The sequence below is a fragment of the Sphingomonas asaccharolytica NBRC 15499 genome, assembly GCF_001598355.1.
GTDB classification, from domain to species: domain Bacteria; phylum Pseudomonadota; class Alphaproteobacteria; order Sphingomonadales; family Sphingomonadaceae; genus Sphingomonas; species Sphingomonas asaccharolytica.
In genome coordinates this window covers 52,523-78,672 of the sequence record NZ_BCYU01000002.1, presented here as the reverse complement: position 1 = coordinate 78,672, position 26,150 = coordinate 52,523, and the positions used below count along the sequence as shown (strand labels likewise).

Here is a 26,150-nt window from a genome sequence, read left to right as displayed (position 1 = left end):
GACGACGCCGGATGATTTGGTTAGGCTCGCGACCATGTCGTCCGCAGATGCTTCGGTGCCAGCCAATCTCGGCTCGGGCCACCCCTCCGAGCCCGTCATCGCCCATATCATGGCGCAACCCGGCGTGCAGCGCACCCCCAGCCCCAAGCTCACGCTGTTCCACCGGCGCGGCTTCGTCACGCCCGATCTGTGCCGGGCGCTGATCGCGCTGATCGACACGCAGCGGCGACCCTCGACAGTCTCCGATTATAATGGCGACGCGGCTTTTCGCACGAGCGAAACCTGCGACCTCGACCCGACGATTCCGATCGTCGCCGAGCTCGAACGGCTGATCATCGATTTCATCGGCCTCGACCCCAAGCATGGCGAGCCGATCCAGGGCCAGCGTTACGCGGTGGGTCAGGAGTTCAAGGCGCACACCGATTATTTCGAGCCCGATGGCGTCGACTTCCACACCTACACGTTGGTCGCCGGCAACCGTACCTGGACCGCAATGCTCTATCTCAACGAGCCCGATGCCGGCGGCGCGACGCGGTTCAAGACGATCGACAAGATCGTCCAGCCGGAAACCGGCAAATTGCTGTGCTGGAATAATCTGCGCCCGGACGGCAGCCCCAATCCGAGCACCATCCATCAGGGGATGAAAGTTCGGGCGGGCAGCAAGTACGTCATTACCAAGTGGTTTCGCGAACGCCCCTGGGGCTGGGCGTCGTGACATTTTAGGACCGTCACAAGACTTTCATCAAATCGCCATGACTGAGTCACGCAAGTGCAACTGCGCCGACGCAATCCACCCATAGGGGCCTCTGCGACGACGTGGCGGGCGGGAATCACCGACTCGCTGAACGATCGTCATGAACGGACGGACGGCACAGAGCCGCCGCCTTACCCAGTGGAGCTATTTAAATGGGGATCTCGACCTTGCGGAGCACGCTGCTGGCCAGCGCGCTGATCGCGGTTACCGCCACGCCGGCTTTTGCCGCCGAAGACCCGAAGACGCCGGCCCCTGCGGCCGCGCCGCAGGACGCCGCTGCTGCACCCGCCGCCGCGCCGACCGACCAGACCGCCAATCCGGACGGCCTGGCCGACATCGTCGTCACCGCGACCAAGCGTACGACCAACCTCCAGAAGACGCCGATCTCGATCAGCGTGCTCGACAGCCAGGCGCTGACCGAGCGCCATGTCCTCAGCCTGTTCAACCTGGCCGACGGCTCGGTTCCGTCGCTGCGCGTCGCCACGTTCGAAGCGCGCCAGTCGGCGCTGACCATCGGTATCCGCGGCATCGTACCCTATGACCAGAACCAGACCGCGCGTGACGGCGGCGTCGGCGTCTATATCGACGGTGTCGCGCTCGGGAAGACGCAGGGCCTCAACGCCGCTTTGTTCGACATCGAGCGGATCGAAGTACTCAAGGGCCCGCAGGGCACGCTGTTCGGCCGTAACACCGAGGGCGGCGCGCTCTCGCTGGTGAGCAAGGCCCCGACCGGTGAGCTTGGCGGCCGTATCGAAGGTGGCGTGGGCAATTATGGCAGCCGCACCGGGGAAATCCATGTTGATTTGCCGGCCTTCTACAACATCGCGATCAAGCTCGATGGCGTCTACCAACACCAGGATCCGACCGTGAAGGATCCGCTCGCCGGTTCCACCGGCTGGAACTATTACGATCGCAAGGGCGGTCGCGCCGCGGCTCGCTGGACCCCGTTCCAGGGTTTCACCGCCGACATCGCTTATGATTATGCCAAGGATGAGAACACGCCGAACTTCAGCCAGCTGCTGAACTACAATCCGTACAACTACACCGTCGGCACCTATACCAACCCGCAGACCGGTGTCCTCGGGACGTCGCTTTTCATTCCGGGCACGGGCGCGGCCACGCCGATCGCTTGCGGCGGCACCATCACCGCGGCTCAGGCGGCGGCGGTGCCGCCGAAGCCGCTCTGCATCGCACCTAAGGCGCCGCTCGTCGGCGTGCATCCGGAGCGCCAGACCGTTGCCGATGTCGGCGTGCCGCAGCAGCCGAGCGTCGACATCACGCACGGCGTTTCGGCCAACCTGAAGTACGTGGCAGCGCCCTGGCTCGAACTGCGCTCGATCACCGCATGGCGCGGGGTCGAGACCGATCAGTGGGATAACTCCGGCGGGCCGGAGCGCAGCTCGTTCTCGCCGTTTGTCCTGAACACGGCCAATCCCACGGCACTCAACACGACCGGAACGTTCAGCCGCTACAGCCTGTCGTTCTTCCGCCAGCATCAGTTCAGCCAGGAATTGCAGGCCGTCGGTAGCTCGAACGGGTTCGATTATGTGGTCGGCGCCTATTATTACACCGAACACGCGACCGAATATGCAGCGACCCCGCTGAGCAATCAGTGGAACGCCGATGGCACGGCCTATACGATCCGCAGCCCAATCACTCCCGGAACCATCACGTCGGCCAATTCGGGCTATCAGCCTTATGACTCGTCGTGCATCAACACGCTGGCGGCGACCGTCCCGCAATTCACCAACAGCTGCCAGTTCATCACCCGCGCGAGCGAAGCGTACGACCACAATTATTCGGTGTTCGGCAATCTGACCTACACACCGCAAGGCGCGGACTTCCTGCACTTCACGGCCGGCGGTCGCTGGACCAAGGACAAGCGTCATGGACAGCTCTACGTCGTGAACAACAAGTCCAACCTGGCGAACCCGAGCGTTACGACGGTCGCGTCACCCTTCACTTTCTCGAATAGCATCAGCCGCTTCGATCCGATGTTCAACGTGGCGTTCGACGCGACGAAGGATGTCCATTTCTACGCTAAATACTCGACCGGCTTCCGCGCTGGCGGCGCCAACGATCGGTCGCAGAGCTTCAACGCCTTCGGCCCGGAATCGGTCAAGTCGTATGAAATCGGCGCCAAGATGGAGTTCCTCGACCACCGCGTTCGCCTGAACCTGGCCGGGTACATCATGGACCGCAAGAATACGCAGTTCGACTTCGATCTGTTCGATACCAATGGCAGCAGCCCGACCAATGGCTCGCATATCGAGCAGACCCAGAATGCGGGTAAGAGCAAGATCCGCGGCATCGAAGCCGATCTGACGGTGCGGCCGGTCGCCGGGCTGACGCTCGCGGCGTCCTATGCCTACACGTATTGGAAGGCGCCGAGCGCGGTGAACTCGATCACCGGCGGTCTGCCGCAGCAGTTGTACATCGTCTACACGCCGAAGAATGCCGCCTCGGGCTCGATCGATTATTCGGTACCGATCGGCAAGGGGGATACGGCGGTCAGCCTCCATCTCGATGCCAATTATGCGAGCAGCCAGTACAGCTTCCAGCTCGAGCCGACGAAGACCGACCCGAGCTTCGTCGTCAACGGCCGACTCGCGCTGACCGACATCGCCATCAACGCGAGCAACAAGGTCACGCTCTCCGTGTGGGCGCGCAACCTGCTCGATCACACCTATGTCTATCGCCGCTCGGCAGCGAACTCGACGCCGGTCCTTAACTATAACGGGTCCACGCTGGTTTCGACCAATTATGGCGGCATCCTGGGCGACTACGGCAATCTGAACTCGCCGCGGACCTGGGGCTTCGAGCTCAGCGCGAAGTTCTGATCGCAAGATCAGGATAAAAAGGGGAAAGGCGGCTTCCGAATGGAGGCCGCCTTTTTTTGCGCGGCTCTCGCCGTTGGCCATATTCTGCCTTCCCCTCTCTCATCATTTCCGATATCTCAGAAATATGGAAATGAAGACTGCCGTGACCGCCCTCTCCGCCCTCGCGCATGAGGGGCGTTTGTCCGTGTTCCGCATGCTGGTGCAGACGGGGCATGAGGGTATTCCGGCCGGCCAGATCGCACGCCGGCTGGACGTGCCGCCCAACACCCTGTCGGCCAACTTGACCATCCTTAGCCATGCAGGCCTGATCGACAGCGTGCGCGACGGACGCTCGGTCATCTATTCGGCAAGATACGAGGCCATGACGGCGTTGCTGGAATATCTGATGGAAGATTGCTGCGGCGGATCGCCCGAAATCTGTGCGTCGCTGGCCGATACGCTCCTGCGCGGTCGCTGCGGCGCGACGGGTGCGACAATCGAAGCCGTTGCCAACGAGATGAAATCGTGACCGACATCATCATCTACCACAATCCCGACTGCGGCACCTCGCGCAACACGCTGGCGATGATCCGCAACGCCGGCATCGAGCCGCACGTCATCGAGTATCTCAAGACGCCGCCCTCGCGCGCGCTGCTGTCGCAACTGATCGAGCGCGCCGGACTGACGCCTCGCCAGCTGTTGCGCGAGAAGGGCACGCCTTATGTCGAACTCGGTCTTGGCGACGATAGCCTGTCGGACGACACGCTGATCGACGCGATGATCGACCATCCGATCCTGATCAATCGCCCGCTCGTGGTTTCTCCGCTTGGCGTGCGCCTGTGCCGGCCCTCCGAAGCCGTTCTCGACATCCTGCCGACGCCGCAGCGCGGCCCCTTCGCCAAGGAAGACGGCGAACTGGTCGTCAACACCGCCGGCCACCGCACTCACTCGTCGTGACGCGGCGGGCTATTCTCGCCGAGGCACTCGGCAGCTTTCTCCTGTTCGCGACGGTCATTGGCTCGGGCGTCATGGGCGAACGGCTAGCGGGCGGGAACGTCGCGATCGCATTACTCGGCAACACGATCGCGACCGGTGCCATCCTCTTCGTGCTGATCACGATGTTCGGGCCGGTTTCGGGAGCGCACTTCAATCCGGCCGTAACCTTGGTCATGCGACTGCGCGGCGAGATCAGCAGCCGTGTGGCAACGGCCTTTGTCGCGGCTCAGCTTGGGGGCGGTATCCTGGGCGTGTGGGTCGCGCACCTGATGTTCGACTTGCCGATCCTCGAACTGTCGACGAAGGTCCGTGCCGGACCGGGCCAACTGACGGGCGAAGCGATCGCCACCTTCGGGCTCATCCTGACGATCCTGGGAACCGTGCGGATGCGGCCTGCTTCCGTTCCCGCAAGCGTCGCGCTCTATATCAGCGCCGCTTACTGGTTCACTTCCTCGACCAGCTTCGCCAATCCGGCGATCACTATCGCCCGGTCGCTGAGCGACAGCTTCGCCGGAATTGCCCCGGCCTGTGTTCCGGGGTTCGTCGCAGCGCAACTGGTCGGCGCGATCGCGGCCTTCCTGCTGGGCAGTGCGCTCTTCGCGGGGCGGGCGCACGCATGAGTCGCGTCCGCATTCTGTCCGATCCCCGTCACCTGCCCGCGCTCGATCCGGCATTCGCGATACCACGACCTGGGCTCGGACTTGGCGACGATCAGCCGCCGCCGCATATTCTCTTGTTCTACGGCTCGTTGCGAGAACGCTCATACTCGCGCCTTGCGGTGGAAGAGGCGGCGCGGCTTCTCGAGTTCAGGCATGTTCACCTCCTAAGCGCACCCGTCGTTTCCTAGGTGGAGGCCCATCCAACGGAGAATACCGAGGCGGTCGAGAAGAGCAGAAAATTCTTCATCGCCACGCTTTCCGGTCGTCGCGGCGTATTACGGGAGGCGGCACCACCGGCACGGTATGCCCCCTCCCGCCCCCTTGTACCTCGCTCGGCCTTAGAACTTCGTCCGCACGCCTATGCGGAAACTACGCCCGAGCGGATCATACAGGTCGAACCGTCCGCCCAAGCCCGGCGCCGAATATTGCACGGTGGCGGGAATTACCGGCAAGTCGACCGGGTCGCGGTCGAACAAATTGTCGATGCCGAAGGTCAGGGTGTAGGCACCCTTTCCATCAAGTTTGACGACGCCGGTCAGGCCGAACGTCAGGAAGCTCTTGACCGAATTGTTGTCGACATCGACGCTGCTGACCCAATTGGTCTGGAGTTTCCCCGGTCCGACATAGCGTGCGTTCAGCGTGAGCGAGAACGGGCCCTGCTCATAGGTGGCGTAGGCATTGGCCTTCCATTTCGGTTCGCCCGGGTTGAGGTCCCCGATCTGGCCCGCCAGGTTGGTCACGTTGCCAACCGCGTCGACCTGCGTGAATACCGGTACGTACGACGCCAGTCCGCGGAAGCTGAACAGGCCGGGACCGACCCGGTGCCGATAATCGACCTCGAAGTCCCAGCCCTGCGTCTTGAGGCTCGCGACGTTCACCGGCACCGTGTCGATCGAAAGGATCGCCTGGGTCGCATCGCGGTGGACATACTGGCAATATTGGGCCTGGCCGCTGTTGCAGAATACCAGCTCCTGAGCAGCACTGACCGAGGAAATCGCGCCCTTCAGGTTGATGCGATAATAATCGACCGAGAGTTGCAGCCCGGGAATAAAGCTCGGGCTGAAAATGATCCCGGCTGTAGCCGTATCTGCCTCTTCGGGCCGAAGGGCGGGATTGCCCTTGGCGTTGGTATATTGCGGATAGGTCTTGTTCGTCGCGGAGTCGAAGACCGGCTGTTGGGTGAGGACACCACCTGAGAACAGATCGGTGAGGGTCGGCGCGCGGATGTCGTGGGACAATGTACCGCGGATCCGCAAATCCCTGAAGACCTGGTCCGAGATGCCGACCTTCCAGGTCTTGACGCTGCCGCTGGTGCTATAGTCGGTGATGCGTCCGGCGGCGTTAATTTCCAGTTTCTGGGCCAGCGGGACGTCTTTCAGGATCGGTATCACCGTTTCTACGAACGCTTCCTTGACGTGGCGCTTGCCGTAGAAGGGTTGGAAATTCTGCACGGCATAAGCGCGAGCCAGCGCCAGGGCATCCTGGGTCGACGATGCTTCGTTGCGGATGTAGTCGCCGCCAAAGGCAACCGACACGTCACCCGCGGGAAGCTTAAAAAGCGTCCCGGAAGCGTCCACCGATACGACGTCGAGCTTCACGATCGAACGCTGGTAGGCGGTGCCATGCGTGTAGGCGATTGCCGCCGGCGACGCCACGCCGACCCCGAAGAGATTGAGCGGCACGCAACCGTTATTGGGGTTAGTCAACGTCGAGCGGCAGACGATGTTGTTCGTTGCCGGATCGCGGACCGCGTCCACGGCGTTGTTGAAATTGCCGATGATCGTGTCGTTGTCGGCATAGAGGTTGGTCAGTGATTGGCCGTGGGTGTAATAAGCGTGCCACTTCCACGTCGCGCCTACTTCTCCATCCGCGCCGACAGTTGCTCGCCAGACATCGCGATTGTTGCGCGACGTCGGCGGACCAAAATCGACCGTATCCTTGCCAAGCAGCGCATATTGCTGCCCCGCGGCGAGCAACTGATCACGGATCGTCGTAGGAAGATAGGCATTGTCTGCACGGATCTGGATGTTGCCCTGGCGCATATAGTTCAGGTAGCCGTTTTCGTTATAATTGGTCCTGCCGTAGAACCCTTCGACATAGGCTTTAACCCCGGGCAGCACGTCATAGTCCAGGTGCCCGAAGAAGTTGGCGTAGTTCAGAGGCGTCGAGATCGAGCGAGCGAGTCCCACCGTTCTGTCAACATCGCCACCATATTGGACGAGGCCGGACTGGTTGCCGAAATTATAGGGTGCCAGCGTACCATCCGGCAGGAACTGGATGCCGCGGAGCACCCCGGAATTGGCTTGCCCGGGCCCGGATCCGACGAACACGCCGCCGGGTGACACATTCGATGTGGCCGCGTTGCTGACGGTTATCTGACGCGGCTGGCCGTTGGTCGGAGTGTAGGCCGGATTGTTGACCACCGCCCTGCTCTTGAAGAAGTCGCGGTCGACCAAATCGACTCCGTTTGGCTGGTTGAGATAGTCGAACTCGGCGACGATATGGCCCTTGCCGCCCGCGAAGCTTTGGCCCGCCGTCACGTTCGCCTTGACGTAACCGGCGTCCCCGCGATCTGAAACGCCGCTTTCGACGTTCAGGCCCAGGCCCTGGTAATCGCGATCGAGAACGAAATTCACGACACCGGCGACCGCGTCCGAACCCCAAGCGGCCGATGCGCCTCCGGTGACGACCTCGACCCGTTTGATGAGGCCGAACGGCAAAGTGACGGTATCGACGCCGCCGGCGGTGGTCGATTCCACTACGCGCCGATTGTCTAGCAGGACGAGCGTTCGCGTCGCCCCGAGATTGCGCAGGTTGACGAATTCCGCTCCGCCACCCGCAACATTGATCGCCGGATTCTTCGCCGACGTGGCATTACCGAACGATGGCAGTTGATTGAGATAGCTCGCAATCGTGGTGGGAGCTTGCCGATTGATTTCGGCTTGGCCGACGACCGTTACCGGAGTCGGCTGTTGAAATCCGTTCGCGGTAATGCGCGACCCTGTCACGATAATATCGTTCTCGGGCGCCGCTGGCGTAGCAGCCGAATCCTGCCCCGCCGCCGGCCGGTCGACACCGCCTGAATTCTGAGGGGACGAAGGTGCTGCCGGCGCCGATTGAGCCTGCGCCACTGACGGCAGAATGACGAACGCGACACTGCACAACAGAACTGCCCTTAGCATCGAACACCCTCCTCCAAACAGCCGCGCTCTACGGCGCGATGACGGGATCATGATGCCCGATCGGACGAAACGCAATAACTATTTAACTCGTGAGTGAATATCATTGGATTGCCAGTAGAGCGGCATTCTCGGCCTCATTCCGGCCAAAAATAATCGCAAGCGGCGCCAAGGATTCGCGATTTCGTAGGCGTACGTGGAGCAATGTCGAGTCGGCCCACCAAGGCTGCTGCCATGAGGCATGATGGTTCCGAACGGCCGATGGTTTTTCAGGCCGACTTGAGTGAAGCGCGTCTCGCTCTCTCGCGGCGGACGCAAGCCACTTGTCCGCCACGCAATTTGGGAAATGTTACCCGATATTGTCTCGCGCGGCTTTGCGTTCGGAGCAAACCGCGCGAAATCCGCCGGCCATGAACGTCGCCATGCGCTTCTTCACCGCCACGAAGTCGTCCGACCGGCACAAGCCATGTGACAGCTTGTCGATCCGTCCGGTCCGGGCCAGCGTCAACATCAACGCGCCGGTCACGAAGTGATAGCCCCAGAAGATGTCGTCCTCTTCGCAATCGGGCAACGCGCGCTTTAACAGGTCGATCAGACGCAGCACGACCGGATCGAAATGCTGGTCCATCAACTCCGCGCCCCATTCGGGCGTATTGGCGACCTGAGCACCCAAAGCAGCGTAGTTCTTCCACCCCTCCCCGCCTTCGATGTACAAGTCGAGGTCGGTATCGAGAAAAGCGTGCAGCGCACCCTCGACCGTCGGCCGCCCGGCGGTCTTGTCCTCGTAGTCGTCCAGTACCTTCATGCGCCGCTCGCTGGTGACCTCGGCGCGGCGGGCGAAGACCGCGTCGAACAGGGCACGTTTGTCGGCGAAATAATAATGGAGCAGCGTGTGATGGACGCCGACCTGCTTGGCGACGTCCTTCAAGGTTACGCCGTAAAGGCCGTGACGCGAAAAGAGATATTCCGCGGTATCGAGAATTTGCTCGATCGTCTCGGCGCGCTGCTCGGCCTTGGTGCTCGGTTTGCGCTTCGCCCGACCGACATTCGAAACAGGCCGACCGCTCCCGCCGTCCGGGGACGATGATTTTACCTGGGTCACCCCTTGTTTCCTTTAGCCCAAACAGGGTCCTTTCAGTTTAGCTGGGGACGCGTCAAGTTCCGAGCGCGGCGATGGTGATGCAACCAGCCCATAAAAAGCATTCATGCGTTCCGCGTGATGACCGAGCATCAATGTTGCACGGCCATAGTCGGTAGATCATGACCGGCACTGGCAAGCTCGCGCTCGGCCTGGGCAAAACCGTAACCCGGTACGACCTCTCCGGCGCGATCGCTGATATCGTCCCAGACGGCGACAACTCGATCGGCTGCCTCGGAGCCGTTGCCGATATATGCGCCCTGAGTGAGGGTGACGTTGGCCCGAGCGAAATGGCCGGCACCGGCACACAGAATGGCGCGCGTGGGCGCCTCCTCCCGCACCAATGCGAACAGGCCGGGGCTGACCAGATCGGGGGACAATTGTGTAAGCGCTCCCGGCGAGAGCACGCTTTCGGTCATTTGCGTGGCGGCCGTCGGCGCGAGGCAGTTGACGCGAATGCCGTATTTCTCACCCTCGAGGGCGAGCGTCTGCATCAGACCTACCAGCGCCATCTTGGCTGCGCCATAATTTGCCTGGCCGAAATTGCCGTACAGGCCTGAGGACGATGTTGTCATCACGATACGCCCGTACTGCTGATCGCGCATGATGTCCCAAACCGCCTTGGTGCAGATCGCCGCTCCCATGAGGTGGACGTCGACAACCAGACGAAAATCGGCGAGATCCATCTTGGCGAAAGACTTGTCGCGCAGAATACCCGCATTGTTGACCAGGATGTCGAGCCTGCCCCAACGCGTAAGGACCGCTGCCACCATCTCAGCGACGGACTGTTCGTCCGTCACCGAAGCACCGAAACCCATCGCGTCGCCGCCGCTGGCGACAATCTCGGCGGCAACCTGATCCGCATTCGCCGCATTCATATCGTTTACGACCACCTTGGCGCCGAGCCTGGCCAACAGTAGCGCATGAGCCTTGCCCAGACCGCCTCCCGCACCGGTGACGACGGCGACACGATCTCGCAATTGCATGCTCTGCTCCTTATTCACTATCTCGTTAGCTAGTAAATTTGCGAGCGGAACGCAAAGCGCTTTTCACCTTAGTCTTTCAGAGCCGGCGCCACCGCACTACCTGCTTCGCAGACTTTGGTGCCCGCGAATTTCTCCGTGGATTGATCCGTGCGCCGCCGGAATTGATCGAACGGGTGCGGGGCGACGGAAAATGGGCGGACGACGGAGCGCCCGCCCGGTGGGGAGGCCTTGAGAATCGTTCTCGGACGAGCCGGTTAGCGTTTCGTGGCAAGATAGCTCTTGGTCTGAACCCTGACGACATCGATCAAGTTGCCCATCGTCAGGTTCATATCGATGCGGTGCAATCCCCAGTCCGGCAGCTTGCGTCCGTCGATAATGACATCGCCGACGATCACGTTGGTGCGCTTGCCCGATGGCGCGGGATTGATGATGATCGCCAGGAAATTGTGATTTCCCTCGCTGCGGCACTCGGCGCTGAGCAGACCCGGCACCTCGACGAAAGGCTCGTTGATCGGCTTGGGCGGATTGGTCCACGGACCCTGCTGCTCACCGCTCGCGGTCACCATCTCGGCTCCAGCACCGAGATAGGCGTGTAGCGATGCCTTGCCGCCGCCCAGCGCTGCCGGGTTGACGCACGCCGCCTCTAGTCCCGGTCCCGCCGAAGCACCGAATAGCTTGCCGTCGGCCGGCGGCGGGCTGTCGGCCCGGAACGACGCAAAATTGATCGCGCAACCGGTCTGCCCAACCGCGCGGCAAAGCGGAATCGCCTTGAAATCGCCGCCGACGTCCTTGCCGACCGGAACCTGTAACCGATAGCCGGCGAGGATCACCGATACGATCTGGCGCTGAATCGGCTTCCCGTCGATCTCGTTCTTGACCAGCTGAGCGAGGATGCCCGACCCCTGCGAGTGGCCGATGAGCACGACGCCGCGGCCGTGATTGTCGTGTGCAAGATAATAGTCCCAGGCGTGCTTGATGTCGTTATAGGCCATCTGCCGGTCGCTGGGGATGGGCGTGCCCCGAAGAGTGGCATGAAGCGCCGAAAGCGTCACCTGCCGGTATAAGGGTGCGAAGCGCCGGCAGACCGCGCCGAAGCGAGCGAATTGCTGGTTGATGACGGCGATTTCTTCCTGCTCGACCTTGATCGAGGCGTTGCCGCCGGTATCACGCGATATCGTAGGATAGACGTAGAAGCAGTCGATCGGCGCTTTTCCATTGGCGCGAAAGCGCTCCACCAAGGTCGAACCGTCCGCGCGCAGAATGACGGCGTCTTGGTTGGAGCGGGCGCATGCGTCGCCGGACTGGCCAGGACGGCACAGCCATGCCGCCGGGCTGGCGTAATCGGGGATATTTGATGCCGCCCCAGGCGCCGCCACGGCGGAAGCCATTTGCAACCCGGTGGCTGCGCACGCCGCCACCGTCCAGGCAATTCGGAACCGTCCAGACCCGATCAAGCCTGACCCCGGGTACCGTGTCTTCTTGGCACGCCTCATCCTACTCTCCCTTCGACCGCCCGCCGATGGAGTCATTTTGGCACCCTCTAAATTCGAGTGTCAACATTCACTATGCAGTTAGATAATATCATGCCCAGGACCCCGGCGCGCGCGGTCAGGTTTCCGGGCTCCCCCGTCGCTCAAGATTTCCATCGTTTCGATAAAAGGGAAGCCGGGCGTTGGTCTCGCGGTTGAGGGCGCGTGCCGACGAGAGGCACTAGGGTCCGCGGACGCGCATTCGCTACCTGGTGTTGCGCTGGGAGTACGAGGCTATCGGGAGCCGCTCTTTTCATGGGCTAGATCCACGTCTTCAGCCAGGTGCTTGAAAACATGGTGGGCGCGACAGGGATTGAACCTGTGACCCCACCCGTGTGAAGGGTGTGCTCTACCGCTGAGCTACGCGCCCGATCGCGAGCCGATCCCGGCATCGCAAAAGGAAGGGGGCGACGTTTAACGCCGCCCCGTTGTCATCGCCTTAAGACGATACGTTCGATCTTGTCCAGCCCCCGAAAGGGCCGGCCGGGATCAGTTGACTGAATCCTTCAGGCCCTTGCCGGCCTTAAACTTGGGCTGGGTCGATGCCTTGATCGTCATCGGCTCGCCGGTGCGGGGATTGCGGCCGGTCGATGCCTTGCGCTTCGAGACCGAGAAAGTGCCGAAACCGACCAGGCGAACCTCGTCGCCTTTCTTGAGCGCGCCGCCGATCACGTCGAACACGGCCTCCACGGCCTTGCTGGCATCGCCTTTGCTGAGGCCTGCCGTGTCGGCAACGGCGCTGATCAGCTCCTGCTTGTTCATCGTCCTCGAAACCCCCGTTTAGAGTGCGTTACGCATTTGCTACTGGAATAAGACTCGCGGCCCGAGGCCGGGCGCGCAGTAACGCTGCTCCGGGCGAACGAGTCAAAACAAATCCGCCGCAACCCCGACCGTAACGATCGAATTTGCGGCGGATCGTTTCGTCGCGTCCCGTTTCAGCACGCATCACTTGGTTTCAGCAGGGCTGAAACGGTTGCGGTGCCGGCCCGCTCCCCCACCCGGCCGCCCAATAGGGTATGATATGGGCGGCCGGGTGGGAGAGCGGGCCGGCACCGTCTCAGCGAAGCTGCAAACGATTAATGCGGCAGCTCTCCTGCCTGGGCGATGCTCGCCGGCGGTTGCGCCGCCAGTTCGTCGGCCTCGGTCCAGTCGATCGCCTCGAGCGGCTGGGTCAGTGCCAGCCGCAGCACTTCGTCGACATGCTCGACCGGGATGATCTTGAGCCCTTTGCGGATATTCGCCGGAATCTCGACGAGATCCTTCTCATTGTCCTTGGGGATCAGCACAGTCTCGATCCCGCCGCGCAATGCCGCGAGCAGCTTTTCCTTCAAGCCGCCGATCGGCAGCACACGGCCGCGCAAGGTGACCTCGCCGGTCATCGCAATCTCCCGCCGCACCGGCACGCCGGTCATGGTCGAGACGATCGAGGTTACCAGACCGATACCGGCCGACGGACCGTCCTTGGGCACGGCCCCTTCGGGCAGATGGATGTGGATGTCCTTGCGCGCGAACAGGCTGGGCTTGATGCCATAAGACGGCGCCCGCGCCTGGACGAAGCTCATTGCTGCCTGGACGCTTTCCTTCATCACATCGCCCAGCGTACCGGTCGTCTTGACCATGCCCTTGCCCTGCACGGTGACGCTCTCGATCGTCAGCAATTCGCCGCCGACTTCTGTCCAGGCGAGTCCGGTGACCGCACCGATCTGGTTTTCGGTCTCGGAGAGGCCATGGCGATATTTCAGCACGCCCGCGAACTCATGGAGATTGTCGGGCGTGATCGTCACGCTCTCGACCTTGCCTTCGAGAATCTGGCGCAACGCCTTCCTCGCCAGCTTGGCGATCTCGCGCTCGAGCGTGCGAACGCCGGCTTCCCGCGTATAGCGCTGGATCAGCGCGCGCAGGCCTTCATTGGTCAGCGTGAATTCGCCGTCCTTGAGCCCGTGCGCCTCGACCTGCTTGGCGATCAGATGCCGCTCGGCAATCTCGACCTTCTCATCCTCGGTATAGCCTTCGAGCCGGATGATCTCCATGCGGTCGAGCAGCGGCTGCGGCAGGTTCAGGGTGTTCGCGGTGGTGACGAACATCACGTCCGACAGATCGATGTCGATCTCGAGATAATGGTCGTTGAACTTGCTGTTCTGTTCGGGGTCGAGCACCTCGAGCAGCGCCGAAGCGGGATCGCCGCGGAAGTCCTGGCCGAGCTTGTCGATCTCATCGAGCAGGAACAGCGGGTTCGACGCGCCGGCCTTTTTCAGGTTCGACACGATCTTACCCGGCAACGAGCCGATATAGGTCCGGCGATGGCCGCGAATCTCGGCCTCGTCGCGCACGCCGCCCAGCGACTGGCGGATGAACTCGCGCCCGGTCGCCTTGGCGATCGATTTGCCCAGGCTGGTCTTGCCGACGCCGGGAGGACCGACCAGGCACAGGATCGGGCCCTTGAGCTTGTTGGTGCGCGCCTGGACCGCGAGATATTCGATGATCCGGTCCTTGACCTTCTCGAGCGCGTAATGGTCCTCGTCGAGCACCGCTTGCGCCGCCGCAATATCTTTCTTGAGCTTGGACTTCTTGCCCCAGGGCAAGCCGAGCAGCACGTCGAGATAATTGCGCACGACGGTCGCTTCCGCCGACATCGGCGCCATCGTCTTGAGCTTCTTGAGCTCGGCGGTCGCCTTGGTGCGCGCCTCCTTGCTCAGCTTGAGCGTGGCGATCTTCTGGGTCAGCTCGGCGATCTCATCGCCATCGCCCTCGTCGGCCTCGTTGCCCAACTCGCGCTGGATCGCCTTCAACTGCTCGTTGAGATAATATTCGCGCTGGGTCTTCTCCATCTGGCGCTTGACCCGCGACTTGATCTTCTTCTCGACCTGCAACACGCCGAGCTCGCCTTCCATGAAGGCATAGACCATCTCGAGCCGCTTCGACTGGTCGAGCTCGACCAGCAACGCCTGCTTCTCGGCGACCTTGATCGCGATATTGCCGGCGATCGAATCGGCCAGCCGCGACGGCTCCTCGATCTCGCTCAGCTGCACCGCGGTCTCCGCCGGCAGCTTGCGGTTGAGCTTCGAATAGGATTCGAACTGATCGACCACCGAGCGCATCAGCGCCTGGATCTCGACGCCCTTTACGGGCTCCTCCTCGATCCGCTCGATCTCGGCAGTGAGGTGATCGCCGCCGCCCGACAATGCCGTCAGCGTGGCGCGCGCCTTGCCCTCGACCAGCACGCGGACGGTGCCGTCGGGCAGCTTGAGCAATTGCAGGATCGTCGCGACGACGCCCATGTCGTACAGGTCGTCGCGCTGCGGGTCGTCCTGCGCGGGGTCGAGCTGCGCGACCAGGAAAATCTCCTTGTCAGCGGCCATCGCGCTTTCCAGCGCGGCAACCGACTTGTCGCGGCCGACGAACAGCGGCACGATCATATGGGGAAACACCACGATGTCGCGCAGCGGCAATACGGGGAAGGATTGGGTAGTCATGGATACTCCGGGGGCGCCCAACCGGGACGCTTTTGTCTTTCTATATGGGAAGCGTGAGCGTTCCATCAATCTCCCACGCCTGTTCGTCCCCTTATTGGTGGGGATAAGCCTGACCGTCGCCACCGCGGGCATCGCAAGCTTACCAAAAAAAGGTGAACCGCCGCTGACCGCGCAGACCCAGCGGTCGGGCGGGCAGGTCGATCCCGACCAGGCCAAGCTGCAATTCGACGCCGCCGATCTGTCGTTCGAGGTCCTTCCGGACACCGAGCAACTCAAGGCGGTAGCGGTGGAGAGTTTCACCCCCAAAGCGCCAGCCGACAAATTGGTCATCGATCTCGACAAGAATCTCGGACCGAGCGCGATCGCGATCGACGGCCAGAAACTGCCGGCGAGCGCCTGGTCGAACCCCGATGGCCGCCTGACGATCAAGCTTCCGCGCACCTATGCGGCGGGCGAGCGCATCACCGCGACGATCGCCTATGGCGGCGTGCCGCATGTTGCGGTCAACGCGCCATGGGACGACGGCGTGGTCTGGTCGAAGACCAAGGACGGCCGGTTGTGGTTCGCCACCACGAGCGAGGGCTATGGCTGCGACATATTGTGGCCGTGCTTCGACTTTCCCGAAGGCGAACCGGGCAAGGTCGCGCTCCACATCACCATTCCCAAGGGGCTGAAGGCGCCGTCCAACGGCGTGTTCAAGGGCGTCGATACCGGGGCCGACGGACGCGAGACGTGGAACTGGGAGATCAAGCATCCCAACACCTATGCGATCGCGCTCAACGTCGCGCCCTACGAAGTGATCTCCGCCGACTATAAGAGCCGTTTCGGCAACACGATTCCGATGTTCTACTGGTATCTGCCGGGCGAGGAGGAACAGGCGAAGAAGCTGTTCGCCGAATTCGCCCCGACGCTCGATTTCTTCGAAAGCAATGTCGGCCCCTACCCGTTCGGCGACGAAAAGGTCGGCGTGGTCGAGACGCCGCATCTCGGCATGGAGCACCAGACAATCAACGCCTATGGCAACGCCTATAAAAAGGCGCCCGAGGGCTTCGATTGGCTGTTCCAGCACGAATTCAGCCACGAATGGTTCGGCAACCAGGTGACCGCCGCCAATTGGGACGATTACTGGATCCACGAAGGCTATGGCGAGTATATGCAGCCGGCCTATGGCCTGTGGCGCGAGGGCTATGCCCGCTATGCGACGATGCTGGACGATCAGCGCAACAAAATCATCAACGCCGTGCCGATCACCCGCGGCCGCTGGATCACCGAGGAAGAGGTGTACGAGACGAGCAAGGGCGGTCCGGGCAGCGATATCTATTACAAAGGCGCGTGGATGCTCCACACCCTGCGCTGGCTGATCGGCGACAAACAATTCTGGGACGTGACCCGGCTCGAAGTTTATGGCCGCCCCGATCCCAAACCCGGCAACTTCACGCCGCGCTTCGGCTCGACCCGCGACTATGAGGACAATGTCAGGAAGGTCACCGGCAAGAACCTCGACTGGTTCTTCGACATCTATCTGCGCAAGGCCGATCTGCCCGAACTGGTCGAGGCGCGCAGCGGCGACAAACTCAACCTGTTCTGGCTGACTCCCGACAAACTCCCCTTCCCGATGCCGATCGAGGTGCTGGTCGACGATAAGCTGATGAAGGTCGACATGCCCGACGGCACCGCAACGATCGACGTACCCGCCGGCGCGCATGTCGTGGTCGACCCTTATGCCCGCGTGTTGAAACGATCGCGCGCGGTTGAGGATTATCGGGCAGGGCTCAAGTTGAAGCAGTAAGTGTGTTGTTAGAATAATACGGCTGGAGCATACAAACCCGATGCAACACGCTTTTCCCAACGACGCGGTCGCCCTGCCCGGGATCGCCGCGATGATGCTCGGCTTCTTCGCGTTCTTCATCGCGCTGATGGCGGCGCGGCATCGGGCGACAAAGGTCGGCACCACACCCTTGTCGCAACGCGCCTCGATTACCTGGCTCTGGATCGTCGTCCAGGGAATCGGCATCGGCGTTTCGGGCTTTGGCCCCGTCCGCGTCGAACTCGATCCGCTGTCGGCCAAGGCGATCATCGAGGCGATCGTGGTCCTTGCGCTGATGCTGGGTGCCGTATGGTTGTTCCATGCCTCCTCGCACGCGATGGGCAAGAACTGGGCATTGGTTGCCCGCACGCTGACCGACCACACGCTCGTCCAGACCGGCCCGTTCGCGGTCGTGCGCAACCCGATCTATGTCGCTTTGTTCGGGTTCATGATCGCGATGGCGATCGCCTTCGGCCACACCCGCAACCTGGTCGTCGGCGTGCCGCTCTACGCGCTGGGGACATGGATGCGCGTCGCGCACGAGGAGCGGCTGCTGAGGACGCAGTTTGGGGCAGCGTATGATGAGTATGCCGCGAGGGTGAAAAGGTTCGTGCCGGGGGTTTTCTGACCGCCCTCCTCCGTCATCCCCGCGACAGCGGGGACCCAGCTCCGGCAGTATCCGCAACTACGACCGGCTGTATGGAGGAGAGCGTTGGAGCTGGGTCCCCGCTTTCGCGGGGATGACGGTAAATGCGGGCTTCCTACGGCCTCGGATTCAACATCGACCAAAACTTGGGCCCGCCCTTGGGCACGTGCCATTCGTCGATCACTTCGAATCCGAGCGACTGATAGAGGCTGACATTGCGCGGCGTCGCGGTTTCGAGGAACGCCGGCACGCCATCCTCCCGCGCCTTGGCGAGCCCCTGGCGGATCGAGGCCGAGCCCAGCCCCTTGCCCTGATGCGCGGGGTCGACGCCGGCGATGTGCAGATACCAATAGGTCCCCGATGGATGATGCGCGTCGATCGCATCGCCTACACGCATCGCCCGCACCAGCGACGACCCGAAGGCGCCGATCAACGGGAACAATTGCTTGAGCATCTCGAGCTTGCCGATCTCGGCCTGGCCCGGCCGCCGCCACAAGGTCGCTGCTTCCCCGCTCCCGGTCACCAGCGGCATGCCGCCGGCATCCTCGTCGAAGATCAGCCGGAACATGCGCGGCAACCGCTTCGCGCGCTCGGCCGGATCGGGAAAGATGTACGACGTCGCCGGATCGTCGGCGAAGGCCCGCGCGAGCGTCACCGCGATCGCGTCGCGATCGGCCCTCGTCGCCACGCGGATCATGCCGCCTTGCAGCCTTCGGGCTTGAGCACGCGTTGGGTCGAGGCTGGATTGCGTTCGAGCAATGCCGCCGGACGGATCGGCCGCGGCACGAAATTACCGCCGCAATTGGGACAGACGCCGCCGAGCACGCCATCGACGCATTCCGCGCAGAACGTGCATTCGAACGTACAGATGCGTGCGTCAGGACTGTCGGCCGGCAGATCGCGGTCGCAGCATTCGCAATTCGGTCTCAGGTCGAGCATTACCCCTCCAACGAAAACGGGCGCCGGTCGAAACGATCGGCGCCCGTATCTCTTATCACGCTTGAAAACCCGGATCAGGCGGCGTCGCCGGCCTTTTCCTTTTCCTTCTTGGCATAGACGCGGATCGGGTCCTTGCGGCCCTCTACCACGTCCTTGTCGATCATCACTTCGTCGACGCCGTCCATGCCGGGCAGGTCGAACATCGTGTCGAGCAAAATGCCCTCCAGGATCGAGCGCAGTCCACGCGCGCCAGTCTTGCGGTCGATCGCCTTGCGCGCGACCGTCGACAGCGCGTCGTCGGTGAAGCCCAGCTTCACGTCCTCCATGTCGAACAGCTTCTGATACTGTTTGACCAAGGCGTTCTTCGGCTCGGACAGGATCTTGACCAGCGCCGGCTCGTCGAGATCCTCCAAGGTAGCGATCACCGGCAAGCGGCCGACGAATTCGGGGATCAGGCCAAACTTGAGCAGATCCTCGGGCTCGACCGACTTCAGCACTTCGCCGGTGCGGCGCTCGTCGGGCGCGGCGACATGCGCGCCGAATCCGATCGACTTGCCCTGCAGGCGATCGCCGATGATCTTTTCCAGGCCGGAGAAGGCGCCGCCGCAGATGAACAGGATGTTGGTCGTGTCGACCTGGAGGAATTCCTGCTGCGGATGCTTGCGGCCGCCCTGCGGCGGAACGCTCGCGGTCGTGCCTTCCATCAGCTTGAGCAGCGCCTGCTGCACGCCTTCGCCCGACACGTCGCGCGTGATCGACGGATTTTCCGCCTTGCGGCTGATCTTGTCGATCTCGTCGATGTAAACGATCCCACGCTGCGCCCGCTCGACATTGTAGTCGGATGCCTGGAGCAGCTTGAGGATGATGTTCTCGACATCCTCACCGACATAGCCGGCTTCGGTCAGCGTGGTCGCATCGGCCATGGTGAACGGCACGTCGAGGATTCGCGCTAGTGTCTGCGCGAGCAACGTCTTGCCGCACCCGGTCGGACCGACGAGCAGGATGTTCGACTTGGCGAGCTCGACATCGGCGCCCTTGGCGCCGTGGTTGAGCCGCTTGTAATGATTGTGCACCGCGACCGAGAGCACGCGCTTGGCCTGTTTCTGGCCGATCACGTAATCGTCGAGCACGTCGCAGATTTCCTGCGGCGTGGGGACGCCACCGTCCTTCTTGGAGACCAATGCCGACTTCGTTTCCTCACGGATGATGTCGTTGCACAGCTCCACGCACTCGTCGCAGATAAACACGGTCGGGCCGGCGATGAGCTTCCTCACCTCGTGCTGCGATTTCCCGCAGAACGAGCAATAAAGCGTACTCTTCGAATCGCCGCCATCTAACTTTGGCATTCAATCACCTCGTCACGCGCGGATACGGGCGCGTACCGTTTTCGGGCGCATATGTTAGCGCACCACCGTAAACCCACAATAAAAATCACGTCGCCTTAACCGCGTTACCGTGACGGCAGGACGGATCGCCGCATTTCGTCGACCGCGTCCTTGGCCTCTTTCAGTCCCGAACCAGTCGCTTCGCGGACCAATTTGATAGCATTGATCACCTGACCCTTGGCCAGCAATCGTTCGACCTCTACTCGCGTTTCGCTCGATAATTCCAGCTTTTGCCCGGCTGGAACCGCCACCCGCTGCACGCGCGGTCGCGGTGCCGCCATCAAATCGTCCGAGCGACCGCGCCGCCATCACCAGCAGGACCAGGAAAACCAGTCCCGCCACGATCAGCAAGGGCAAAGGAACGAACATCCCCCCGCCCCCGCTTCAACCTCAAGCCGCCTGCGCCTGATCGTCGGCGGGCGCCGGACGCTTGTCGAACACTTCGTCGACCAGACCGAATTCCTTGGCCTCATCGGCTTCCAGGAACTTGTCGCGGTCCATCGAACGCTCGATCACGTCGAGCGGCTGGCCGGTATATTTGGAATAGAGGCTGTTCATCCGCTCGCGGATGCGCAGGATTTCCTTGGCCTGGATCTCGATATCCGACGCCATGCCCTGGGCACCACCCGACGGCTGGTGGATCATGATCCGCGCATTGGTCAGCGCGACCCGCATGCCGGGCTCGCCCGCCGCGAGCAGGAAGCTGCCCATCGAGGCTGCCTGGCCGATGCACACCGTGCCGACGCGCGGACGGATGTACTGCATCGTGTCGTGGATCGCCATGCCCGCCGTGACGACGCCGCCCGGCGAGTTGATGTACATGTAGATGTCCTTCTTCGGATTTTCCGATTCGAGGAACAGCAACTGCGCGGTGATCAGCGAGGCCATATGGTCCTCGACCGGGCCGACCAGGAAGATGATCCGCTCGCGCAGCAGTCGCGAATAGATGTCGAAGCTGCGCTCGCCGCGGTTCGACTGCTCGATGACGATCGGCACGAGGCCGCCGGTCACGGGGTCGACGCGGAAGCCGGGAGGAGCGAATTGGCCGGTTTCGAACGGATTGTGCATGTTAATTCTCTCGGGTCCTTATGCCTAGCTTGCGCCCTACATCGGCGCTCGCCCGGCGGGGCGCAAGGGGGCGCAATGGTGAACGGGGGCCGGTTGCGATTTTCCGCGTCTTGCATCGCCATCGCGGCGGGCCCACGTCTATTGCACAAGAAAGAGGGGACGCGATGAGCGCGATTCTGGTCACGGGCGGGTCGGGTTTCGTCGGCGGGCACGTCATCCTGCAATTGCTCGAGGCGGGGCATGACGTGCGGACGACCGTGCGGTCGCTGAGCAAGGAACAGGCGGTGCGCGATACGCTCGCCCAGGCCGGAGCCAAGAATCTCGATCGACTGAGCTTCGTCGCCGCCGATCTCAACCAGGATGAGGGCTGGGCTCAGGCGGTCACGGGTTGCGACTATGTCCAGCACGTCGCCTCCCCCTTCCCGCTGGCCCAGCCCAAGGACGAGAACGACCTGATCCGCCCCGCGGTCGACGGCACGCTCAGGGTCCTGCGCGCCGCCCGCGACGCCGGCGTCAAGCGCGTCGTCCTGACCTCGTCCTTCGCGGCGATCGGTTACGGTCATGGCGACCAGGCCGCGGCTTATACCGAAGCGGACTGGACCAACGTGGATGGTCCTGCGGTCCAGCCTTATATGAAATCCAAGACGCTGGCCGAGCGCGCGGCCTGGGATTTTATCGAGCGCGAAGGCAACGGCCTCGAACTCGCGGTGGTCAACCCGGTCGGCATCTTCGGCCCGGTGCTCAATGAGGATCTGTCGACCTCGATCGAGATCATCAAGCGCATGCTCGAAGGCGGGCTGCCCGGCGCGCCGCGGCTCTATTTCGGTGTAGTCGACGTGCGCGACGTGGCGGGGATGCAAATCAAGGCGATGACGGCGCCTGAGGCGAACGGCGAACGCTTCCTGGCGGTCGCTGGCGATCCGGTGTCGATCTACGACATGTCGGTGATCCTGCAGCAGGGAATGGGTGAGAAAGCGGCGAAGGCGAAACTGCGTCAGATGCCCGACTGGCTGATCCGGCTGATCGCGCTGTTCAACCCGCTGGCGCGCGAGGCGGCGCCGCGCCTCGGCATCCGCTCCGCGGCGAGCAACGCCAAGGCCCGCGAGCAACTCGGCTGGCAATTCCGATCGAACGAAGAGGCTATCGTAGCATCGGGCGAAAGCCTGATTCGGCTGGGGATCGTGCCATGAACGACAATGCGCCATGGCACGCGCACATCTATTATGACGCGTCCGAACGCGCCGCAGCCGAAAAGTTGCGCGCAACCTTCGCCGACATGATGGTCGACGACGTCGCGCCGATCCTGTTCATCGGACGGATGACCGACGGCCCGGTCGGCCCGCATCCGATCGCGCAGTTCGAGATCCATTTCTCCGGCAGCGCCGGCACTGTGGTCTCGCGCGCGATCGAAACGACCGGCCTACGCGCCCTGGTCCATCCGCTGACCGACGACGATCTGGCGGATCACACCACGCTGGCGCACTGGATCGGCCAGCCGCTCGATCTCGATATCAGCGTGCTCGATCCACCGGGCATAATCAGGGCGTCGCGCGGTTCGGGATCAGCGACTTCTGACGCTTAGTGACGATGTTCGTTTATGTCTCGATTGCGGAGATCAGCGAGAAGTGCCGTATTACTCCGGTGCCAGATCGAGCGATTCTATTCCGAGGACCTTGGGATAGGCTGCAATGACACCCGCGAAGTTCATCTTTTATGGGGTAATGCTCTCACTGCTCGGATTGGGCGCGTATCGGGGAGTCCTGCCTACTAAGGCGGGCCTGCTCCGGCGGCGGGACGATCCAACAGCGTTCAATATCGGTTTAGTATTCTATTTTGCAGTAATCGTTGCGATTCCTTGGATCGTATGATGCGCCAGCGAATGAGGCATCCAGGGGTGGCGGGCTCAGTCGCCCGGCGCAGGATGCCCCAGATAGGCCAATCGCCGCACCTCGCGCCGTCCACGCACCACGGTGTCGAGGATCAACCCTGCGAAGAAGCACAACGCCGCCAGAATGATCAGGCCTGTCGCCATGATCGCCGTCGGCAGACGCGGCACCAGATGCGTATGGTAGTATGTGATCGCCAGCGGGATACCGAGCACCAGCGCCAAGAACGCGAGCAGGCCGCCGATCGCGCCGAAGAACAGCAGCGGTCGCTCGATCCGGTAGAGCGTCACGATCGTGTTGAGGATGCGGAAGCCGTCCGAATAGGTCGACAGTTTCGACGCCGATCCCTCCGGCCGCGCAAAATAGCGCGTCTCGACCTCGCCGACCGGCATGCGCAGTTCGAGCGCGTGGACGCTGATCTCGGTCTCGATCTCGAATCCGCCAGACAGGACCGGGAAACTCTTCACGAACCGTCGCGAGAATACTCGGTAACCCGATAGAATATCAGTGAAACTCCGGCCGAACAATTTGGCCAGCATGCCGGTCAGCAACTTGTTGCCCATGACGTGCCCACGGCGATAGGCGGCGTCGTGCTGGGTCACCCGGCTGCCGACCACCATGTCGAGTTGCTCGTCGATCAGCCGCTGGACGAGCTGCGGGGCGGCCTCGGCATCATAGGTCGCGTCGCCATCGGCCATCACATAGATGTCGGCATCGACATCGGCGAACATGCGGCGGACGACATTGCCCTTGCCCTGCATCCGCTCCGACCGCACGACCGCGCCGGCCGCGCGCGCGACCTCGACCGTGCGGTCCTTCGAATTGTTGTCGTAGACGTAGATCGTCGCGGTCGGCAGCGCCGCGCGGAACCCCGCGACCGTCTGCGCGATCGCGGCTTCCTCGTTATAGCAGGGTAGCAGGACTGCGATACGTGGTTCGGTCATTCGCGCCCCCAAACCTTCTCCCCTTGTGGGAGAAGGATACGGAGACTTGCGAGCTTGCTCGCTAGTCGTAGTTGGATGAGGGGAAGCGAAGCGCAGCTTCGCGCGGTCGCGAGAGCGACCGCCTATCCCTCACCCAGCTTCGACTAAGGCCGCGCAAGGGCGCGACCCAAGTCTCGCAACCAGTTTGGGGTAAACAATACCCCGTATTGTTTAGGTCCTGCCGGGGGGCAGGGCCGACCCCAAACTCCCACAAGGGGAGAGGGATAACAATGTCACTTCTTCGCCGGAGCCTTCTTCGCCGCCGGCTTCTTGGCGGGCGCTTCCTCGGCGGGTTCCGCCTTGGCGGCCGGAGCCTTCTTGGTCGCGGCCTTCTTGACCGGTTCCTCGGCCTTCAGCTCGTCGGCGGGTGCCTCGACCTTTTCGTCGGTCTTGGACGACGCCTTCTTGGTCGCTGCCTTCTTCACCGGCTCCTCAGCCTTGGCGTCGTCAGCCTTATCGGCCTTGTCCGCCTTGGCGGCCGGCGCCTTCTTGGCGGCAGCCTTCTTCGCCTTGGGCTTGTGATTGTCGTGGTCGTGATGATGCGTGCCGGTCGCGAAGCCGTCTTCCGACTCGATCGCTTCCTCGAGCTGGGCGCGAGTCACTTCGCGGTCGGTGACGTCCGCGGTCGAGAACAGGAAGTCGACGACCTTGTCCTCATAGAGGGGCGCGCGCAGCTGGGCAGCGGCCATCGGCTCGTTGCGGATATATTCGACGAAGCGCTGCTGGTCCTGCGGGGCATATTGCGCCGCGGCCTGGCTGATCAGCCGGCTCATTTCCTGGTTGGTGACCTCGATGCCATTGGCCTGGCCGATTTCCGACAGCAACAGGCCGAGGCGCACGCGGCGCTCGGCAATCGCCTGGTAATCGTCGCGCTCGGCCTCCATCTCGGCCAGCGCGGCCTCGGGATCGGGCTCGTGCGTCGCTTCGTGCTTGAGCTGCTCCCAGATCTGGTCGAACTCGGCAGCGACCATCGACGGCGGCACCGGGAAATCATGGCCCGCGGCGAGCTGGTCGAGCAGCTTGCGCTTCATGTGGGTGCGAGTCAGGCCGTTGAGCTCCTGCTCGATCTGGCCCTTGAGCAGGCCCTTGAGCTGCTCGAGATCGTTGAGGCCGAGCGACTTGGCCAGGCTGTCGTCGATGTTGGTCTCGCCCGCGGTCTTCACCGACTTGACGGTCAGGTCGAACGTCGCCGGCTGGCCCTTCAGCTCCTCGGCGGGATAATCCTCGGGGAACGTGACCTTGATGGTCTTCTCGTCGCCCGCCTTCACGCCGACGACCTGATCCTCGAACCCGGGGATGAGCCGGCCGGAGCCGATCTCGACCGCCATGTCGGTGCCGGTACCGCCCTCGAACGCGACGCCCTTCTTGTCCTTGCCGACGAAGTCGAGCGTGACGAGATCGCCCTGCTTGGCCTTGTAGCCGTCCTTGGTGTCTTCCCAATTCTTCTGCTGCGCGGCGAACTTCTCGAGTTGCGCCTGGATCTCTTCCTCGCCGGCCGGAACCGTCAGGCGGTCAAGCTTGATCGCGTCGATCGCGGGCGTCGGCACGTCGGGCAGGATTTCGAGTTCGACCTTGAGCTCGGCATCCTTGCCCTTCTCATAGTCGTTCTCGAGCTTGACCGAGGGCTGCATCGCCGGACGCAGCTTTTCCTTGCCGATCAGGGTCTGGATACCTTCCTGGATCGCGGCATTGAGCGCGTCCTGGGTCAGCGCCTCGCCGTGCATCTTGCGGACCAAATTGGCGGGCACCTTGCCGGGCCGGAAGCCGGGCATGCGGACCTGCGGGGCCACGCGCTTCACCTCGGCGTCGACCTTGGCGTCGATCTCCTTGGCGGTGATCGTCAGCGTGTAGGCGCGCTTGAGCCCTTCGTTCAACGTCTCGACAGTCTGCATTTCAGGCCTTC

The 26,150-nt window shown here is 62.6% G+C and carries 22 protein-coding genes, 1 tRNA gene and 1 pseudogene; 10 read left to right on the top strand and 14 right to left on the bottom strand.

Annotation, left to right across the window (positions count from 1 at the left end; genetic code table 11):
• The first annotated feature begins 34 nt into the window (after positions 1–34).
• From SAS01S_RS00975 to SAS01S_RS22050, 6 genes and pseudogenes are all read left to right on the top strand, one after another.
• Complete coding sequence (locus SAS01S_RS00975; protein ID WP_084238370.1) at positions 35–715, top strand: prolyl hydroxylase family protein; 681 nt, start codon at positions 35–37, stop codon at positions 713–715.
• Between the two features lie 191 nt (positions 716–906).
• A complete protein-coding gene (locus SAS01S_RS00970) occupies positions 907–3,594 on the top strand; it encodes a TonB-dependent receptor (RefSeq protein WP_066803434.1) in 2,688 nt (895 codons plus the stop codon).
• A gap of 130 nt (positions 3,595–3,724) precedes the next feature.
• Positions 3,725–4,102, top strand: a complete 378-nt coding sequence (locus SAS01S_RS00965; protein ID WP_369405695.1) for an ArsR/SmtB family transcription factor — start codon at positions 3,725–3,727, stop codon at positions 4,100–4,102.
• Complete coding sequence (gene arsC, locus SAS01S_RS00960) at positions 4,099–4,530, top strand: arsenate reductase (glutaredoxin) (protein WP_066803428.1); 432 nt, start codon at positions 4,099–4,101, stop codon at positions 4,528–4,530. Before SAS01S_RS00965 ends, arsC begins: the two co-directional genes overlap by 4 nt.
• Positions 4,527–5,189, top strand: coding sequence for an aquaporin (locus SAS01S_RS00955; RefSeq protein WP_066803426.1), 663 nt, complete (start codon positions 4,527–4,529; stop codon positions 5,187–5,189). Before arsC ends, SAS01S_RS00955 begins: the two co-directional genes overlap by 4 nt.
• A pseudogene (locus tag SAS01S_RS22050) lies at positions 5,186–5,377 on the top strand (arsenical resistance protein ArsH); the annotation flags it as partial. The gene SAS01S_RS00955 and the pseudogene SAS01S_RS22050, both read left to right, overlap by 4 nt.
• A gap of 189 nt (positions 5,378–5,566) precedes the next feature.
• Here the strand turns inward: SAS01S_RS22050 and SAS01S_RS00950 are convergent.
• The 7 genes from SAS01S_RS00950 to lon all read right to left on the bottom strand — a co-directional run bounded on the left by SAS01S_RS00950 (position 5,567) and on the right by lon (position 15,533).
• Positions 5,567–8,410 carry a TonB-dependent receptor domain-containing protein gene (locus SAS01S_RS00950; RefSeq protein WP_169804880.1) on the bottom strand — a complete coding sequence of 948 codons (2,844 nt, stop codon included), beginning with the start codon at positions 8,408–8,410 and terminating at the stop codon, positions 5,567–5,569.
• Between the two features lie 346 nt (positions 8,411–8,756).
• On the bottom strand, positions 8,757–9,509 hold the full coding sequence (locus tag SAS01S_RS00945) for a TetR/AcrR family transcriptional regulator (protein WP_245656703.1): 753 nt from the start codon (positions 9,507–9,509) through the stop codon (positions 8,757–8,759).
• Positions 9,510–9,637: 128 nt separating this feature from the next.
• The gene (locus SAS01S_RS00940; RefSeq protein WP_066803423.1) at positions 9,638–10,531 is read right to left on the bottom strand and encodes an SDR family NAD(P)-dependent oxidoreductase; all 894 of its coding nucleotides are present in this window, start codon (positions 10,529–10,531) and stop codon (positions 9,638–9,640) included.
• 254 nt (positions 10,532–10,785) lie between these two features.
• The gene (locus SAS01S_RS00935) at positions 10,786–11,919 is read right to left on the bottom strand and encodes a DUF3089 domain-containing protein (protein WP_066803420.1); all 1,134 of its coding nucleotides are present in this window, start codon (positions 11,917–11,919) and stop codon (positions 10,786–10,788) included.
• A gap of 436 nt (positions 11,920–12,355) precedes the next feature.
• Positions 12,356–12,430: transfer RNA gene (locus SAS01S_RS00930), tRNA-Val, on the bottom strand.
• A gap of 119 nt (positions 12,431–12,549) precedes the next feature.
• Entirely contained in the window at positions 12,550–12,822 is a 273-nt protein-coding gene (locus SAS01S_RS00925; protein ID WP_066585106.1) for an HU family DNA-binding protein, read from the bottom strand.
• Between the two features lie 314 nt (positions 12,823–13,136).
• On the bottom strand, positions 13,137–15,533 hold the full coding sequence (lon, locus tag SAS01S_RS00920) for an endopeptidase La (RefSeq protein WP_066803418.1): 2,397 nt from the start codon (positions 15,531–15,533) through the stop codon (positions 13,137–13,139).
• Between lon and SAS01S_RS00915 the strand changes: the two genes are divergently transcribed.
• Positions 15,532–17,322, top strand: coding sequence for a M1 family metallopeptidase (locus tag SAS01S_RS00915; RefSeq protein ID WP_174544927.1), 1,791 nt, complete (start codon positions 15,532–15,534; stop codon positions 17,320–17,322). The two genes, lon and SAS01S_RS00915, sit on opposite strands and share 2 nt — an antisense overlap.
• A gap of 40 nt (positions 17,323–17,362) precedes the next feature.
• Positions 17,363–17,968 (top strand): methyltransferase family protein, encoded by a 606-nt coding sequence (locus SAS01S_RS00910; RefSeq protein WP_066803415.1) that lies wholly within the window; start codon positions 17,363–17,365, stop codon positions 17,966–17,968.
• A gap of 133 nt (positions 17,969–18,101) precedes the next feature.
• On the opposite strand, the gene SAS01S_RS00905 is transcribed toward SAS01S_RS00910, so the two are convergent.
• The 5 genes from SAS01S_RS00905 to clpP form a co-directional block, all read right to left on the bottom strand.
• Positions 18,102–18,683 (bottom strand): GNAT family N-acetyltransferase, encoded by a 582-nt coding sequence (locus tag SAS01S_RS00905; RefSeq protein WP_066803412.1) that lies wholly within the window; start codon positions 18,681–18,683, stop codon positions 18,102–18,104.
• Positions 18,680–18,925, bottom strand: coding sequence for a DUF1272 domain-containing protein (locus SAS01S_RS00900; protein ID WP_066803409.1), 246 nt, complete (start codon positions 18,923–18,925; stop codon positions 18,680–18,682). The genes SAS01S_RS00905 and SAS01S_RS00900 overlap by 4 nt, the downstream gene beginning before the upstream one ends.
• A 74-nt stretch (positions 18,926–18,999) precedes the next feature.
• Positions 19,000–20,271, bottom strand: coding sequence for an ATP-dependent Clp protease ATP-binding subunit ClpX (gene clpX / locus SAS01S_RS00895; protein WP_066585118.1), 1,272 nt, complete (start codon positions 20,269–20,271; stop codon positions 19,000–19,002).
• A 104-nt stretch (positions 20,272–20,375) separates the two neighbouring features.
• Positions 20,376–20,591 (bottom strand): ribosomal protein L7/L12, encoded by a 216-nt coding sequence (locus SAS01S_RS00890; RefSeq protein WP_084238367.1) that lies wholly within the window; start codon positions 20,589–20,591, stop codon positions 20,376–20,378.
• Between the two features lie 109 nt (positions 20,592–20,700).
• Positions 20,701–21,378 (bottom strand): ATP-dependent Clp endopeptidase proteolytic subunit ClpP, encoded by a 678-nt coding sequence (gene clpP / locus SAS01S_RS00885; protein WP_066803405.1) that lies wholly within the window; start codon positions 21,376–21,378, stop codon positions 20,701–20,703.
• A gap of 164 nt (positions 21,379–21,542) precedes the next feature.
• On the opposite strand from clpP, the gene SAS01S_RS00880 reads away from it, so the two are divergent.
• Positions 21,543–22,568 carry an SDR family oxidoreductase gene (locus tag SAS01S_RS00880; protein ID WP_066803402.1) on the top strand — a complete coding sequence of 342 codons (1,026 nt, stop codon included), beginning with the start codon at positions 21,543–21,545 and terminating at the stop codon, positions 22,566–22,568.
• Positions 22,565–22,960, top strand: a complete 396-nt coding sequence (locus SAS01S_RS00875) for a DOPA 4,5-dioxygenase family protein (RefSeq protein ID WP_245656702.1) — start codon at positions 22,565–22,567, stop codon at positions 22,958–22,960. Before SAS01S_RS00880 ends, SAS01S_RS00875 begins: the two co-directional genes overlap by 4 nt.
• Positions 22,961–23,281: 321 nt before the next feature.
• Here SAS01S_RS00875 and SAS01S_RS00870 read toward each other — a convergent pair whose 3' ends face one another.
• On the bottom strand, positions 23,282–24,208 hold the full coding sequence (locus tag SAS01S_RS00870; protein ID WP_066803399.1) for a glycosyltransferase family 2 protein: 927 nt from the start codon (positions 24,206–24,208) through the stop codon (positions 23,282–23,284).
• A gap of 272 nt (positions 24,209–24,480) precedes the next feature.
• On the bottom strand, positions 24,481–26,139 hold the full coding sequence (tig, locus tag SAS01S_RS00865; protein WP_066803397.1) for a trigger factor: 1,659 nt from the start codon (positions 26,137–26,139) through the stop codon (positions 24,481–24,483).
• Positions 26,140–26,150 lie beyond the last annotated feature (11 nt).